At 63.9% G+C, this 15,105-nt stretch carries 18 protein-coding genes; 14 read left to right on the forward strand and 4 right to left on the reverse strand.

All coding sequences use genetic code 11. From position 1 onward, the window contains the following. The first annotated feature begins 3 nt into the window (after positions 1 to 3). The 7 genes from AC2FNL_RS06385 to AC2FNL_RS06415 all read left to right on the forward strand — a co-directional run bounded on the left by AC2FNL_RS06385 (position 4) and on the right by AC2FNL_RS06415 (position 6,048). Positions 4 to 1,422, forward strand: a complete 1,419-nt coding sequence (locus tag AC2FNL_RS06385; RefSeq protein WP_496832860.1) for a protein adenylyltransferase SelO — start codon at positions 4 to 6, stop codon at positions 1,420 to 1,422. An 86-nt stretch (positions 1,423 to 1,508) separates the two neighbouring features. Further along, on the forward strand, positions 1,509 to 2,213 hold the full coding sequence (locus AC2FNL_RS06390) for an endonuclease/exonuclease/phosphatase family protein (protein WP_093962303.1): 705 nt from the start codon (positions 1,509 to 1,511) through the stop codon (positions 2,211 to 2,213). A gap of 81 nt (positions 2,214 to 2,294) precedes the next feature. After that, on the forward strand, positions 2,295 to 2,708 hold the full coding sequence (locus AC2FNL_RS06395) for a Fur family transcriptional regulator (RefSeq protein WP_093962302.1): 414 nt from the start codon (positions 2,295 to 2,297) through the stop codon (positions 2,706 to 2,708). 148 nt (positions 2,709 to 2,856) lie between these two features. Then, on the forward strand, positions 2,857 to 3,741 hold the full coding sequence (locus tag AC2FNL_RS06400) for a DMT family transporter (RefSeq protein ID WP_093962301.1): 885 nt from the start codon (positions 2,857 to 2,859) through the stop codon (positions 3,739 to 3,741). A gap of 135 nt (positions 3,742 to 3,876) precedes the next feature. Beyond that, a complete protein-coding gene (gene eno / locus AC2FNL_RS06405) occupies positions 3,877 to 5,154 on the forward strand; it encodes a phosphopyruvate hydratase (RefSeq protein WP_170338256.1) in 1,278 nt (425 codons plus the stop codon). A gap of 46 nt (positions 5,155 to 5,200) precedes the next feature. Beyond that, a complete protein-coding gene (locus AC2FNL_RS06410) occupies positions 5,201 to 5,743 on the forward strand; it encodes a GNAT family N-acetyltransferase (RefSeq protein ID WP_496832861.1) in 543 nt (180 codons plus the stop codon). A 134-nt stretch (positions 5,744 to 5,877) separates the two neighbouring features. Next, positions 5,878 to 6,048 carry a hypothetical protein gene (locus AC2FNL_RS06415; RefSeq protein ID WP_496832862.1) on the forward strand — a complete coding sequence of 57 codons (171 nt, stop codon included), beginning with the start codon at positions 5,878 to 5,880 and terminating at the stop codon, positions 6,046 to 6,048. Here AC2FNL_RS06415 and AC2FNL_RS06420 read toward each other — a convergent pair. The 3 genes from AC2FNL_RS06420 to mazG all read right to left on the reverse strand — a co-directional run bounded on the left by AC2FNL_RS06420 (position 6,045) and on the right by mazG (position 8,351). Beyond that, on the reverse strand, positions 6,045 to 6,494 hold the full coding sequence (locus AC2FNL_RS06420) for a GNAT family N-acetyltransferase (protein WP_480694529.1): 450 nt from the start codon (positions 6,492 to 6,494) through the stop codon (positions 6,045 to 6,047). The two genes, AC2FNL_RS06415 and AC2FNL_RS06420, sit on opposite strands and share 4 nt — an antisense overlap. Beyond that, on the reverse strand, positions 6,491 to 7,432 hold the full coding sequence (locus AC2FNL_RS06425) for a nucleoside hydrolase (protein ID WP_496832863.1): 942 nt from the start codon (positions 7,430 to 7,432) through the stop codon (positions 6,491 to 6,493). The genes AC2FNL_RS06420 and AC2FNL_RS06425 overlap by 4 nt, the downstream gene beginning before the upstream one ends. Before the next feature lie 61 nt (positions 7,433 to 7,493). Then, a complete protein-coding gene (mazG, locus tag AC2FNL_RS06430; protein WP_496832864.1) occupies positions 7,494 to 8,351 on the reverse strand; it encodes a nucleoside triphosphate pyrophosphohydrolase in 858 nt (285 codons plus the stop codon). A gap of 66 nt (positions 8,352 to 8,417) precedes the next feature. On the opposite strand from mazG, the gene AC2FNL_RS06435 reads away from it, so the two are divergent. The 4 genes from AC2FNL_RS06435 to AC2FNL_RS06450 all read left to right on the forward strand — a co-directional run bounded on the left by AC2FNL_RS06435 (position 8,418) and on the right by AC2FNL_RS06450 (position 12,085). Beyond that, the gene (locus tag AC2FNL_RS06435; RefSeq protein WP_496832865.1) at positions 8,418 to 9,581 is read left to right on the forward strand and encodes a M20 aminoacylase family protein; all 1,164 of its coding nucleotides are present in this window, start codon (positions 8,418 to 8,420) and stop codon (positions 9,579 to 9,581) included. A 35-nt stretch (positions 9,582 to 9,616) separates the two neighbouring features. Further along, positions 9,617 to 10,594, forward strand: a complete 978-nt coding sequence (gene speB, locus AC2FNL_RS06440) for an agmatinase (RefSeq protein ID WP_480726236.1) — start codon at positions 9,617 to 9,619, stop codon at positions 10,592 to 10,594. Between the two features lie 69 nt (positions 10,595 to 10,663). After that, positions 10,664 to 11,611 (forward strand): agmatinase, encoded by a 948-nt coding sequence (gene speB / locus AC2FNL_RS06445; protein WP_496832866.1) that lies wholly within the window; start codon positions 10,664 to 10,666, stop codon positions 11,609 to 11,611. A 66-nt stretch (positions 11,612 to 11,677) separates the two neighbouring features. Next, entirely contained in the window at positions 11,678 to 12,085 is a 408-nt protein-coding gene (locus AC2FNL_RS06450) for a DUF1499 domain-containing protein (RefSeq protein ID WP_496832867.1), read from the forward strand. On the opposite strand, the gene AC2FNL_RS06455 is transcribed toward AC2FNL_RS06450, so the two are convergent. Beyond that, positions 12,011 to 12,313, reverse strand: coding sequence for a hypothetical protein (locus tag AC2FNL_RS06455; protein WP_170370601.1), 303 nt, complete (start codon positions 12,311 to 12,313; stop codon positions 12,011 to 12,013). The two genes, AC2FNL_RS06450 and AC2FNL_RS06455, sit on opposite strands and share 75 nt — an antisense overlap. Positions 12,314 to 12,375: 62 nt before the next feature. Between AC2FNL_RS06455 and prfA the strand changes: the two genes are divergently transcribed. From prfA to AC2FNL_RS06470, 3 genes are all read left to right on the forward strand, one after another. Further along, complete coding sequence (gene prfA / locus AC2FNL_RS06460) at positions 12,376 to 13,431, forward strand: peptide chain release factor 1 (RefSeq protein WP_480753910.1); 1,056 nt, start codon at positions 12,376 to 12,378, stop codon at positions 13,429 to 13,431. Beyond that, entirely contained in the window at positions 13,428 to 14,273 is an 846-nt protein-coding gene (prmC, locus tag AC2FNL_RS06465; RefSeq protein WP_496832868.1) for a peptide chain release factor N(5)-glutamine methyltransferase, read from the forward strand. Before prfA ends, prmC begins: the two co-directional genes overlap by 4 nt. A 239-nt stretch (positions 14,274 to 14,512) precedes the next feature. After that, positions 14,513 to 15,085: a DUF4167 domain-containing protein gene (locus tag AC2FNL_RS06470; RefSeq protein WP_170586991.1), complete on the forward strand. Its 573-nt coding sequence runs from the start codon at positions 14,513 to 14,515 to the stop codon at positions 15,083 to 15,085. Positions 15,086 to 15,105 lie beyond the last annotated feature (20 nt).

Raw genomic sequence — 15,105 nt, forward strand, 5'->3', positions numbered from 1 at the left:
GCCATGACCCTGACGATCCCCTTCGACAATTCCTATGCCCGGCTGCCCGGCGCCTTTTATGCGCGCCAGTCGCCCGAACCCGTGCGCGCACCACGGCTGGTGGCTTTCAATGATGATCTGGCGCGGGTGCTGGGCATCTTGCCCGGCGACGCGCAGGACATGGCCGAGGTTTTTGCAGGCAATACCCTGCCTGACGGGGCCGAGCCGCTGGCGCAGCTGTATTCCGGCCACCAGTTCGGCAACTACAACCCGCAGCTGGGCGACGGGCGCGCGGTGCTGCTGGGCGAGGTGGTGGGCACGGACGGGATCCGCCGCGACATTCAGCTCAAGGGCTCGGGACGCACGCCGTTCTCGCGGCAGGGCGACGGGCGGGCCTGGCTGGGGCCGGTTCTGCGCGAATATGTCGTGTCCGAGGCGATGCATGCGTTGGGCATTCCCACTACGCGCGCCCTGGCGGCGGTGGAAACCGGCGAGGTCGTGCTGCGCGAGGGCCCGATGCCCGGCGCGGTGCTGACCCGCGTGGCGCAGAGCCATCTGCGGGTGGGTACGTTCCAGGTATTCGCCGCACGCGGCCAGATCGCCGATCTGCGGCGGCTGACGGATTATGCCATTGAACGCCATTACCCGGACGCCGTCGGGCCGATGGGCCTGCTGCGCGCCGTGCGTGACGCGCAGGCCGCGTTGATCGCGCAATGGATGGCGGTGGGTTTCATCCACGGGGTGATGAACACCGACAACTGCGCCATTTCGGGCGAAACCATCGACTATGGCCCCTGCGCCTTCATGGACAGCTATCACCCGAATACCGTCTACAGCTCGATCGACCGGATGGGGCGCTATGCCTATTCCAACCAGCCCGAGATCGCGGTGTGGAACCTTGCACAGCTGGCGACGGCGTTGATCCAGCAGATCGAGGACAAGCAGGCCGCAGTGGAAGAGGCGACCGAGATCGTGCACGCCATGCCCGATTTGATGCAGAAGCACTGGCTGCGCCGGTTCCGGGCCAAGATCGGCCTGACCACCGAGGAGGATGACGATCTTGCGCTGATCTCGGACCTGCTGACGCGGATGGCGCAGAACCAGGCTGATTTCAGCAATACCTTCCGCGCGCTGGGCAGCGATGCGGCGCGGGACCAGTTCACCGATCCAACGGCTTTTGACAGCTGGGCCGAGGGGTGGCGCGCGCGACTGACGCGCGAGGCTGATCCGCTCGCGGTGATGCGCGCGGCCAACCCGGCCTTCATCCCGCGCAACCACCGGGTCGAGCAGATGATCCAGACCGCCGTTCAGGGCGACTATGCCCCGTTCAACCGGCTGAACGCGGTGCTGGCCCGGCCCTATGACGACCAGCCCGACGCCGCCGACCTGAGGCGCCCGCCCACGCAGGATGAGGTGGTGCATGCCACCTTTTGCGGCACCTGAGCGGGTTTCGGCATCTGTGCTGAACTATCGGCTTGCGTCCGGCCGCGATCCTGCGAATCCTGACGGGGTACAACCGTAGAAAACAGATGACCAATTTGCCCAAGCTGCGCCTTGCCAGCTACAACATCCAGAAATGCGTCGGGCTGGACCTGCGCCGCCAGCCGCAGCGCATCCTGCAGGTGCTGGACCGGCTGGGCGCCGATATCGTGGTGCTGCAAGAGGCCGACAAGCGCCTGCCGCCGCGCCCGGCGGCGCTGCCGCATTTCATGCTGGACGAGGCTGGTTGGAAGATCGTCGATCTGGGCGGTGCGGGTAGTCTGGGCTGGCATGGCAACGCGGTGATCTGGCGGGGCGACCGCATTCAGGTGCGCTGCGCTGCGCATCATGACCTGCCGGGGCTCGAGCCGCGCGGGGCGGTCCGGGTCGAGTTCGACACCCATATTGGGCCTTTGCGGGTGATGGGGATGCATCTGGGACTGTTCTCGGCGTGGCGTCGGCAGCAGATCGTCCATCTGCGGCAGGATGAGCGCGCTCTGGAGCAGATGCCTACGGTCTGGGCCGGGGATTTCAACGAATGGTCACGCCAGCCCGTGCTGGACCACCTGGCCCCCGGTATGCGGTTCCTGCCGCCGGTGCCCAGCTTTCCTGCCGCGCAGCCGCTGGGGGCGCTGGACCGGATCGCGCTGGGCGGCGGGCTCGAGGCGCTGGCCCACGGTGTTCACGGGGAAAGGCCCGCGCATATCGCCTCGGACCACCTGCCGGTCTGGGCCGATCTGCGGTTGTCGGGCTGAAGCGCAGCGGGCGCAAATCGCAGTGGCGAAATCCGCGCGGACGTACTAAGACAGAAACCCGAACGGATTCTGGGGGATGACATGGCGGACACGATCATCGCGCGTTGCGAAGCCAAAGGCCTGCGCATGACCGGCCAGCGTCGGACCATCGCGCAGGTGCTGCAGGACAGTGATGATCATCCCGATGTCGAGGAATTGTACGCCCGCGCCTCGGCGCTGGATGCGGGCATTTCGATCGCAACCGTCTATCGCACCGTCAAGCTTTTCGAAGAGGCCGGCATCCTCGAACGGCTGGAATTCGGCGACGGGCGCGCGCGCTATGAGGACGCCGAACGCGACCACCACGATCATCTGATCGACATGAACTCGGGCGAAGTGATCGAATTCGTGGACCCCGAGATCGAAGCCCTGCAGGAAAAGATCGCCTCGAAGCTGGGCTATCGTCTGAAAGGTCATCGGTTGGAATTGTACGGAGTTCCGCTGGACAAGGACTGACCCAGCCGGGACACATCACCAAAAGCGATTGGTCATCTAAAATCTATTCATGATTCGAAGCCCTCTTCGCGCTTGCCACGGGGGCGCGATCCGGGTCTTCTGCGTTGCGACGCGGCAATTAGGCCGTCCGAAATCAATAGGCAACGACATGAACAACGCGAACGGCATCCTGCTGGTCATCGGCGCTATGGCCGCCTTCACGCTTGAGGACATGTTCATCAAGCATCTGTCGGTCACCGTGCCGACCGGTCAGGTCATGATCGTGCTGGGGCTGTTCTGCGCACTTGTATTTGCCGCCATGGCCATCGTCACGCGCAAACCGATCTTTGACTCGGCCGCCTGGCAACCGCTGTTCGTGATCCGCGCGTGCACCGAGGCGGTCGGGGCGCTGAGCTTTGTCACCGCATTGTCCCTTGTCGACCTGTCGACCGTTGCGGCCGTGTTTCAGGCGATGCCGCTGGTGGTCACGATGGGGGCCGCACTCTTCCTGCGCGAGCAAGTCGGCTGGCGCCGTTGGAGCGCAATCGGCGTCGGATTCATCGGCGTCCTGATGATCATCCGCCCCGGTCTGGACGGGTTTCGGCCCGAGGCTCTGTTTGTGGTGGCCAGCGTCATCGCCATTGCCGCACGGGATCTGATCACCCGCCGGCTGGACGCGCGGGTGGCCTCGGCCGTGGTGGCGCTGCAGGCCTATGCGGCGGTCGCGATTGCCGGCGGCGTGCTGATGCTGACCTCGGCGCAGCCTTTGGCGCCGCTACAGATGGGGCAGATCGGACCCTATGTCGGTGCCGTTGGCTTCGGTGTTCTAGGCTATCTGGGGATCGTGACCGCAATGCGCGTGGGCGAGGCCTCGGCCCTGACGCCGTTCCGCTATACTCGGCTGCTGTTCTCGATTCTGGCCGGGATGTGGATGTTCGGCGAACGGCCGGACCTGATGACCATGATCGGCGCGTCGCTGATCATCGGGTCGGGCATGTACACGTTCATCCGCGAACGGCGCATCGCGCGGTCCATGGCCCCGGCGGTCTGCTGACCTGTTGGCGCAAACACACCGCTGTTGGCGCTAAAGGCCGGAAAATATGCGTGTTAGCGATAACGGACCCGGTTTACTTTTCCCCGCGTGCTGGTATGAGGCATGCAACCGAACGCATTTTCAGGGACCGGTATCATGAGCACCATCATCGACATCCACGCACGCGAAATCCTGGACAGCCGGGGCAACCCCACCGTCGAGGTGGACGTGGTTCTGGAAGACGGCACCATGGGCCGGGCGGCCGTGCCTTCGGGCGCATCGACCGGCGCCTATGAGGCGGTTGAAAAGCGCGATGGCGACAAGTCCCGTTACATGGGCAAGGGCGTGCTCGAAGCCGTGGCCGCCGTAAATGGTGAGATCGCCGAAGAGCTGGTGGGATTTGATGCGACCGAGCAGGTGGCGATCGACGCCGCGATGATCGAGCTGGACGGCACACCCAACAAGGCCCGTCTGGGTGCGAACGCAATTCTGGGCGTCTCGCTGGCCGTGGCCAAGGCAGCGGCGGATTTCACCACCCAGCCGCTGTATCGCTACGTGGGTGGCACCTCGGCGCGCGTCCTGCCGGTGCCGATGATGAACATCATCAATGGCGGCGAACATGCCGACAACCCGATCGACATCCAGGAATTCATGATCATGCCCGTGGCCGCCAGCAACATCCGCGAGGCGGTGCGCATGGGTTCGGAAGTGTTCCACACCCTGAAAAAGGAACTGTCGGCCGCCGGGCTGGCCACCGGTGTCGGCGACGAGGGCGGGTTTGCCCCCAACATCGCCTCGACCCGCGAGGCGCTGGATTTCATCCTCAAGTCGATCGAGAAGGCGGGCTACAAGCCGGGTGACGAGATTTATCTGGCGCTCGATTGCGCCGCGACCGAATATTTCAAGGATGGCAAATACGTTCTGGCGGGCGAGGGCAAGACGCTCAGCAGCGACGAGAACGTGGCCTATCTGGCAGCCCTGGTGAACGACTATCCGATCATTTCGATCGAGGACGGCATGTCCGAGGATGACTGGGACGGCTGGAAGGCGCTGACCGACGAGCTGGGCGGCAAGGTGCAGCTGGTGGGTGACGACCTGTTCGTGACCAACCCGGCGCGCCTGGCCGAGGGGATCGAGAAAGGCTGCGCCAACTCGATGCTGGTCAAGGTGAACCAGATCGGTTCGCTGACCGAAACGCTGCGCGCCGTGGATATGGCGCACCGGGCCGGCTACACCAACGTGATGTCCCACCGGTCGGGCGAGACCGAGGACGCCACCATCGCCGATCTGGCCGTGGCGACCAACTGCGGTCAGATCAAGACCGGTTCGCTGGCGCGGTCGGACCGGTTGGCCAAGTACAACCAGCTGATCCGCATCGAGGAATCGCTGGGCGAGGTCGCGGAATACGCGGGGCGTTCGATCCTTCGCAAGTAAGCCGTAAGCTGCTAGGCTGCCCCCCGACATTGGCCGGGGGTCCGTCATGCTGAGTATCGTTGAACCAGAAACGCCGGACCAGTTTGATGCTGTCCGGCGTTTGTGTTGGGATTATCACGCCTATCTGCTGACGCTGGATGAACGGTCGCGGCAGGTCGTGAACACGTTCTATCCACCCGAGAAATATGCGGCTGTTCTGTCCGCCATCGAGATCGAGCATATGCCGCCCAAGGGCGGGACCCGGCTGGCGATGCTGGACGGGCAGGCGGTGGGCTGCGGGATGTTCCAGACGATCGGTCCTGGTATCGCCGAGATCAAGCGCGTGTTCGTGACCGATGACGCTCGGGGCACTGGTGCGGGGTGTGCGATCATGCAGGCGCTGATCGCTCAGTGCCGCAAGGACGGGTTTGAGTTGATCCGGATGGACACCGGGAAACCGCTGGAAGCGGCGACTCGGCTGTATCTGTCTCTGGGGTTCAAGCTGCGCGATGCCTATTCGGATATACCCGAAGTCGCCCAGGGTCAGCTGTTATTCTTCGAAATGTCGCTGACGGGTGACCCCGCTGAACCCAATGGAATTGCAGGGTAATCTTCCCTTAGTCCGGAGTTTGGGGCGGGCAGGGAGAAAAAATGCAAACATAAATGTAATTATGTGTGAACTTGTTCCTACAAGTGCGACGTTGTCGGGCGTAGTTTGACGGTACAGCAGAAAAGGAGAACGTGATGTCCGCTTCAAGAATCCTTCTCATTATTTCCGTGCTTTCCGTCGGGGTTCTGGCGGCCTGCGCAGGTCCTGACACTTACCCGATCACCGGCGAGCCGGTGTCGCAGAACGATCCGGTGCAAGAAATGTACTACAATCCCGGGCTGATCTTCCGCGGTGAAGCACGCTAGAGCTTTTTGCTCATCAACATGTAACGGTCGCGCGGTTTGAAACCGGTCCGAAGGTAGAGTTTCTGCGCGGCCTCGTTGGTTCGATCCACTTCCAGATGCAGGGCCGTCAGGCCGGCCCCGGCCAGTGCTTTGGGCAAGTCCAATAGAACCTCGGTGGCAATTCCGCGGCCGCGAATGGCCGGCCGGATGTAGATTTCGTCCACGAACCCGTCCATCCCCCCGAACTCGACCGACCAACCAAAGGTCAGTATGATATAGCCCAGCGGCGCGCGCGACGGGCCGATCAGATAGATACAGCCGTGCGGGATGCCTTCCAGCAGAGGCATCAGCGCATCGCGCCTTTGGTCGGGGTCCTGCTGGATCCCGGCCTCAGCGTGAAAGGCGGCGACCAGGCCCATCAGGCGATCAAGGTCCTCGGGGCGGGCAAGGCGCAGAGCGGCGCTCATAGCCGCGCCAGCCGTTCGGTCAGCAGGGCAAAGAACCCGTCGGCATCCACGTCGCCGATGAACAGCGCGTTGGGCGTGCGGTCGGTGACGCCCCACCAATCAGCGACGGTCATGCCGAGGGTGAGATCCGACTGGGTTTCGATCTCGACGTTGACGTGACGGCCCGAGAACAGCTCGGGCCGGATCAGATAAGCGGTCACGCAGGGATCGTGCAGGGGTGCGCCTTCGCTGCCGTATTTTTCCTTGTCGAAACGTTCAAAGAAATCGGTCATTTCGGCGACGGCGATGCCAACCTTGGTGCCAAGGGCCCGGAACGCGTCGTTGCGCGGTTTGGTGACCAGCGCCTTGTGCGTCACGTCCAGCGGCATCACCACGATCGGAACGCCGGATTTGAACACGATATCAGCGGCCTCGGGGTCGACATGGATGTTGAATTCAGCGGTGGGTGTGATGTTTCCGACTTCGAAGTAAGCGCCACCCATCAGCACGATTTCTTGTATGCGTTCAACAATGTCGGGCGCCTTCTGAAAGGCCGTGGCGATGTTTGTCAGCGGCCCCAGCGGGCAGAGTGTTACGGTGCCGGGATCCTGCGCGCGCAGAGTGTCGATAATGAAATCGACGCCATGCCCCTCGGCCAACGGCATCTGCGGGTCAGGCAGTACGGGGCCGTCCAGCCCGGTTTTGCCATGCACGTGCTCGGCGGTGATCAGCGGGCGTTTCAGCGGGCGATCGCAACCCGCATGGACCGGAGTATCGGTACGCCCGGCCAGTTCGCAAACGATGCGCGCATTCTTGGCCGTCAGCTCCAGCGGCACGTTGCCGGCGACGGCGGTGATGCCCAGCACCTCGATTTCGTCGGGGCTGGCCAGCGCCAGCAGGATGGCGACGGCGTCGTCCTGTCCGGGGTCGGTGTCGATGATGATCTTGCGCGCGGTCATGGGGCCTCCGGGGTCTTGAAGGGCGGAGACTGTCAATCCGCGCGCCGCTTGTCCAGCGGTTTCAGGCCCCTGTTCCGGTGGCCACCGGCGGGAGTTTGCCATTTGCCCGGTGTTCTTCGGTTTTTACCGCGTCCCACAGGGCGTCCATCTCTTCCAGCGTGCTGTCTGACGGTGACTTGCCACGTGTGGCCAACCGGGATTCGACCTGTTCGAACCGGCGTGTGAACTTGGCGTTGGTGCGGCGCAGCGCGGCCTCGGGCTCGATGCCCAAATGGCGGCCGAGGTTGACGATCACGAACAGCAGGTCGCCAAATTCATCCTCAAGCGCGTCGGCGTCCATCTGGTCGCGCGCCTCTGCCAGTTCGGCGGCCTCTTCTGTGATTTTGGCCAGCACATGGCTGACATCGGGCCAGTCGAAACCCACCCGCGCGGCGCGTTTCTGCAGCTTGTAGGCGCGCAGCAAGGCGGGCAGGTTGGCGGCCACGCCGTCCAACGCACCTTTCTGCTTTTTGCCAGCGCGCTCGGCGGCCTTGATCGCCTCCCAGTCGCGGGTCTGCTGTTCGGCGGACTTGTCGCGGGATTCGTCGCCGAAGACATGCGGATGGCGGACCACCATCTTGTCGGACATGGTGCGTACCACGTCCTGAAAGGTGAAATGCCCGGCCTCTTCGGCCATCTGCGCGTGAAAGACCGACTGGAACAGCAGGTCGCCCAGCTCGCCCTTGAGCTCGTCCCAGGCCTGCCGTTCGATGGCGTCGGCGACCTCATAGGCCTCTTCGATCGTGTAGGGGGCGATGGTGGCGAAATCCTGTTCGATGTCCCACGGGCAGCCGGTGTCCGGGTCACGCAGGCGGCGCATGATTTCCAGCAGCCGCTCGATTCCGGCGTCAGTATCATGGATCAGTGGATTTTCAGCCATTGCGAAGCCCCTTGTTCCGGTGTCAGATGCATCCATCCCGCAGCTTGGATCAGGAGTCCACCCCCGATGCCCGTCGTCAACCGAATTGCCGATTACGCCGCCGACATGGCCGAATGGCGCCAGCACCTGCACACGATCCCGGAACTGGAGTTCGACTGCCATCAGACCGCCGCCTTCGTAGCCGAACGGCTGCGCGAATTCGGCGTGGACGAGCTGCACGAAGGGATCGCCCAGACCGGGATCGTTGCGATCATCAACGGGCAGGGCGATGGCCCCACGATCGGGCTGCGCGCCGATATGGATGCGCTGCCGATCGTTGAAGAAACGGGTGTGGAATATGCCTCGAAGAATCCCGGCAAGATGCATGCCTGCGGGCATGACGGGCACACCACCATGCTGCTGGGCGCGGCGCGGTACCTGGCCGAGACGCGGAATTTCCGGGGCCGCGTGGCGTTGCTGTTCCAACCCGCCGAGGAAGAGGGCGGCGGCGCCGATATCATGGTCAAAGAGGGTGTGATGGACCGGTTCGACATCGCTCAGGTCTATGCGCTGCACAATGCGCCGGGCTTTGCCGAGGGCGCGTTCTATACCACGCCCGGGCCGATCATGGCGGCGGTCGACACGTTCGACATCCACATTCAGGGCGTGGGTGGCCACGGTGCCATGCCGCACGAGACGCGCGACCCGGTCATGGCTGCCTGCGGAATCGCGCAGGCGATCCAGACCATCGTCAGCCGCAACCACTATGCGCTGGACGATCTGGTGATCTCGGTCACCCAGATCCACACCGGGACCGTGAACAACGTGATCCCCGACACCGCCTATCTGAACGGCACCGTCCGCACCTTCGATCCGGCGGTTCAGAAGATGGTGATGACCCGACTTGAGGAAATCGTGCAGGGGCAGGCGGCATCCTACGGGGTCACGGCGACATTGGATTATGTCGTGGGCTATCCGGCCACGGTCAACGATGCGGACAAGACCGGTTTCGCCGCCGAGGTGGCGCGCGAAGTGGCAGGCGCCGATCGGGTGATCGCAAATTCGGGCCGCGAGATGGGGGCCGAGGATTTCTCGTACATGCTGCAGGAACGCCCGGGCGCCTATCTGTTCCTGGGGCAGGGCGACGGGCCGGGGCTGCATCACCCCAAGTACAATTTCAACGACGAGATCGCACCGGTGGGTGCCTCGTTCTTTGCGCGCATCGTCGAAAAGGCGCAGCCGTTGACCTGACGGTCCGGTCAATATCAGGAAGGAAACGGGCCACAATGGCATTGGAAGACGCAAAAAATCAGGTCGATGAGGCCTTTACCAACCCCGACCTGAAGGGGTTGAGTTATGAAAACACCTTTGGCGGGGCCACATCCTTTCTACGGCGGCTCTACACCAAGAACCTGAAAGGCGTGGATATCGCCGTGACCGGCGTGCCGTTTGATCAGGCGGTGACCAATCGCCCCGGCACCCGTCTGGGCCCGCGCGCGATCCGCGAGGCCAGCGCCCTGCAATCGCCCGATGCGCCCTATGGCTGGCCCTTCGATGCGCTCAGCGAGCTGGCGATCATCGACTATGGTGACATGGCCTATGATTATGCCAACATTCCCGCCTTTCCCGACACGCTGACCAACCATATCCGCACCATTCTGGCGGCGGATGTGGCCTCGGTCACGCTGGGGGGCGACCACTATATCAGCTTTCCGATCCTCAAGGCCTATGCCGAGAAATACGGGCCGATGTCGCTGTTGCAGTTCGACGCCCATACCGACACCTGGGCCGATGACGACATGAGCCGGGTGGACCACGGCACCATGTTCTACAAGGCGGTGAAGTCGGGAATCGTGGACCCGAAACGCTCGGTCCAGGTCGGGATCCGCACCACCAACGAGGACACGCTGGGCGTCAACATCATCGACGCGCGCGAGGTCTATGAATCCGGCCCCGCCGCCGTGGCGCAGAAGATCAAGGGCATCCTGGGCGACAGCCCGGTCTATCTGAGCTTTGACATCGACGGGCTGGACCCGGCCTTTGCCCCCGGCACCGGAACCCCGGTCTGGGGTGGGCTCAGCTCGATCCAGGCGCAAATCATCTTGCGCGACATCGCCGGGATCAACATCAAGGGCGGCGACGTGGTCGAGGTGTCTCCGCCGTTTGACACGTCGGGGGCCACGGCGATCGCAGGGGCGCATGTGGCGACCCAGATCATCTGCCTGCTGGGATGGACCAAACTGGCGAAAGACGGGCGGCTTTAACCATTGGTTAGCCATGGTTTTGTTATGGCCGGTATCAGGTGAACCAACGGGACAGGGGGCGCAGACGCCATGAGCCAATTCAACCAACCCATCAGCGGCAATGATCTGGCGCGGTTTTCGGGGCCGAACACCTTCATGCGGTTGCCCGCGGCCGATACGCTGGCGGGGCTGGACGTGGCGGTGCTGGGCGTGCCGATGGATATCGGAACCTCGTGGCGGTCGGGCACCCGGTTCGGCCCCAAGCAGATCCGCGCCGAAAGCGCGATGATCCGGCCCTACAACATGGCCACCTTCGCTGCGCCTTTCGACAGCCTCCAGATCGCCGATATCGGAGATCTGGCGATCAACACCTTCTCGCTGGCCGACAGCCTTCGGATCATCAAGGAAAGCTATGACGCGATCCTTGCGCAGGGCGTGATCCCGGTGGCGATGGGGGGCGATCATTCGATCACACTGCCGATTCTGCGGGCCGTTGCCGCGAAACACGGGCCCGTTGCCCTGGTGCATGTGGACGCCCATGCCGACGTCAATGACGAAATGTTCGGCGAGCGCGAAACCCACGGCACCGTCTTTCGCCGCGCGTATGAAGAGGGGCTGATCGTGCCCGCCAAGACCTTTCAGATCGGTATCCGCGGCTCGGGCTATGCGGCCAGCGATTTCACCGAGTCCAAGGGTTGGGGGTTCCGGCAGTTTCCTGCGTGGGAGTTGTGGCAACAGAACTTGACCCAGATCGGGGCGTTGATCCGCAAGGAAATCGGCGAACATCCGGTCTATGTCACCTACGATATCGACAGCCTGGACCCGGCCTATGCCCCCGGCACCGGCACGCCCGAGATCGGCGGGCTGACCACGCCGCAGGCGCTGCAGCTGATCCACGCGCTGGGGGGCATGAACGTGGTGGGCTGCGACCTGGTCGAGGTCTCTCCGCCCTATGACCCCTCGGGCAATACCGCGCTGACGGCGGCAAACCTGCTATTCGAGCTGCTGTGCATCCTGCCCGGCGTGACGTCACGGTAGGCAGGGCCGGCAGGTCTTGCCCCGTACCGGCGGGCGGCTAGGGTTCTGCCGGAAGGTCTGAATGGAATGAAACGCATGGTTCTTTGGTTGGTTGTCGCCGCGGTTGTCGGGCTTGGCCTCTATGTGCGGCTGGCACCGTCCGATCCCTCGCGCTGGCATGTCCCGGTCGTGGCCGAGGCCGACCGTGACCTGCCCGGAGGTGTGATCCGCGTGATTCAGACCGGACCGGACGGCCTTGCGCGTCTGGACAAGGTGGCGCGGGCGACGCCGCGCACGACGGCGCTGGCCGGATCGGTGGATGAGGGCCTGATCACCTATGTCACCCGCAGTCGGGTGTTTGGCTTTCCCGATTACACCACCGCCCAGCAGGACGGCGACAAGTTGCGCATCTTCGGGCGGTTACGATTTGGCCGACGGGATTTCGACGTCAACCGCACCCGGGTCGACGGTTGGCTGGCGGCTCTGCAGTCCTGAAGACAGGCACCCCTCGGACACCTCGCGCCACATCGGCACGTTCAGAGACATCTGGCACTGGGCCATGAACATGCGGCCATCGACCTGCAGGCAGACCATCTCGCCCAGTTCGACCCGCGCGCCGGATGTGTCGGTGCAATAGCAATCCTGCACTTTGCCACCGGGGCCGATGACATCGGCCAGACCGGGCGTTGCGCAGACGATCAGCAGGGCAATGATCCGTTTCATGGGCATAGCTTAGCACAAGCCGGGGCCTTGACCAAAGCCGTCGGATGATAGACACCGCCCCAATGATCCCCGAAGAACGTCTTGAACAGATCACCCAGCGATTCCAGTACCTCGAAGCGGCCATGTCCGATGGCGCCTCGGGCGGGGATATCGCGGCTTTGGCCAAGGAATATTCCGACCTCAAGCCGGTGGTCGAACAGATCGCAGCCTGGCGCCAGCTGCGGGCCGATTTGGCCGAGGCCGAGGCGATGCTGGACGACCCCGACATGAAAGAGCTGGCCGAGGAGGAGATCCCGCAGCTCAAGGCGCGCATCCCCGAGGCCGAACACGCGCTGCAACTGGCGCTGCTGCCCAAGGACGCGGCCGATGCGCGGCCGGCGATGCTGGAGATCCGCCCCGGCACCGGCGGCGACGAGGCGGCTTTGTTCGCGGGCGACCTGTTGCGGATGTATCAGCGCTATGCCGAGGCGCGCGGCTGGCAGCTAGAGATCATCGAAGAACAGCAGACCGAACTGGGTGGCATCAAGGAAGTGGTGGCCCATATCAAGGGCGACAACGTTTTTGCCCGGCTGAAATACGAATCCGGCGTGCACCGCGTTCAACGCGTGCCCGAAACCGAAAGCGGTGGGCGCATCCACACCTCGGCGGCGACCGTGGCGGTTCTGCCCGAGGCCGAGGACGTGGACATCCAGATCGACCCCAATGACCTGCGTATCGACACGATGCGAAGCTCGGGCGCAGGCGGGCAGCACGTGAACACCACCGACTCGGCCGTGCGGATCACGCACCTGCCGACAGGGATCGTGGTGACCAGTTCCGAGAAGTCACAGCACCGCAACCGCGAGATCGCGATGCAGGTGCTCAAGACGCGTCTCTATGACCTCGAACGTCAGCGGATCGACAGCGAACGCTCGGCCGACCGGGCCAGCCAGGTGGGGTCGGGCGACCGCTCCGAGCGCATCCGTACCTATAATTTCCCGCAGGGCCGGATGACCGATCACCGGATCAACCTGACGCTCTACAAGCTCGATCAGATCATGCAGGGCGATCTGGACGAGGTGATCGACGCGCTGACCGCTGATGATCAGGCCCGCCTGTTGGCGGAGATGGCGCAATGATCGCGGCGCTGACAGCGGCACAGGCCATGGTGGCCGCCACCGCGCGCCTGCGGGCCGCAGGTGTGGACGACCCGGCGCGGGACGCTCGGGTCCTGCTGGCCCATGCCGCCCGGATCGAGGCCAGCCGCGTGACCCTGATCGCTCCCGAAGAGCTCTCGCCCGAGATCGCCGAACGCTATGAGCAACTGGTGTCGCTGCGCGCGATCCGGGTTCCGGTTTCCCATCTGCTGGGTGAGCGCGAGTTTTACGGCCGACGCTTCCGCGTCAGCCGCGACGTGCTGGACCCGCGCCCCGAAACCGAGGCGCTGATCGAAGCGGCCCTGAGCCAGCCGTTTGACCGCGTGCTGGACCTGGGCGTCGGCTCGGGCTGCATCCTGATCACCTTGCTGGCGGAACGCGCCAGCGCAACCGGGCTGGGCGTCGATCTGAGCGAGGCCGCCTGTCTGCAGGCCAGCGCCAATGCGGTGGCCCATGGGGTGCAGGATCGGGCAGAGATCCAGCGCTCGGACTGGTTTGAGAACATTGGCGGGTATTTCGACCTGATCGTTTCCAATCCGCCCTATATCGCGCTGGATGAGATGGATGGCCTGTCGCCCGAAGTACGCGAGCACGAGCCGCGTCTGGCTTTGACGGATGAAGCGGACGGGCTGGACGCCTATCGTCGGATTGCGGCAGGCGCCCCGGACCACCTTGTTCCCGGCGGACGGCTTCTGGTGGAAATCGGCCCGACACAGGCGCAGGCGGTCAGCGCGTTGTTCGACGCGGCGGGGCTGGCGGATATCCGTGTCGTTCCTGATCTGGACGGGCGGGACCGGGTGGTGAGCGCTAGAATGCCGGGCTAGCCGCGGATTCTGAGGCCGATTTACGCCGGTCGGGGTAAAAAACCCGGCATTTGGTGTATTAACCCCTTGTCTGCGCCGTCAGGACATGCTTACTCAGAGTAGTCAGCGCGGTTGACGCCCTTTCGGCGCACCCCTGACGCCAAGCCCAAAAAAGTCGACATCCCGTGACGGCACAGGCCACAGAGCAGCGCAGAATACGGGTGGATCGACAGTGCAAGACAAGGCTGACGTACAGTAAGATGAGATCCTCCAAATCCCGCTCGCGGGCAAAGAACAACCGCAATCGTCCCTCTGGTGGAAACGTCGTTAACCGGGTTTTCGACAGCTCGGGGCCCGAGGGCAAGGTGCGCGGCACGCCGCAGCAGATCATTGACAAGTACAACCAGCTGGCGCGCGATGCACAGCTGGCCAATGACCGCGTCGCTGCCGAAAACTTTCAGCAACATGCCGAGCATTACCTGCGCCTACTGAGCGAGGCGCAACGCGAAATGGAAGCGCGTCGGGAAGAGCAGGAACGCCAGAACCGCGAGCGTCAGGCCGAGCGCGATCGAGAGCGGGCGGAACGGCAGGAACGTGAAGCCGCACGCCGGGCGGATCCGGCCGAGGCTCCGCAGCCGGACATCGTTGATCTGAACGCCGATTCGGATACTCCTGAATCGGGGCTTGTCGAGACGCCCGAAAGCACGGGCGCCAAGGCCGAAGCGGCCGAGCGCAAGGACAAACCTGCCCGGAAACCGCGCACCCGCAAGCCCAAGGCCGTAGAAGAGCAGGCCCCCCAAGGCGGCGGCGATGCACCAGAGGCTGCCGAATAAGCCGTAGCGGATGCACACAG

It is taken from the genome of Ruegeria sp. CRTD044 (genome assembly GCF_059613485.1).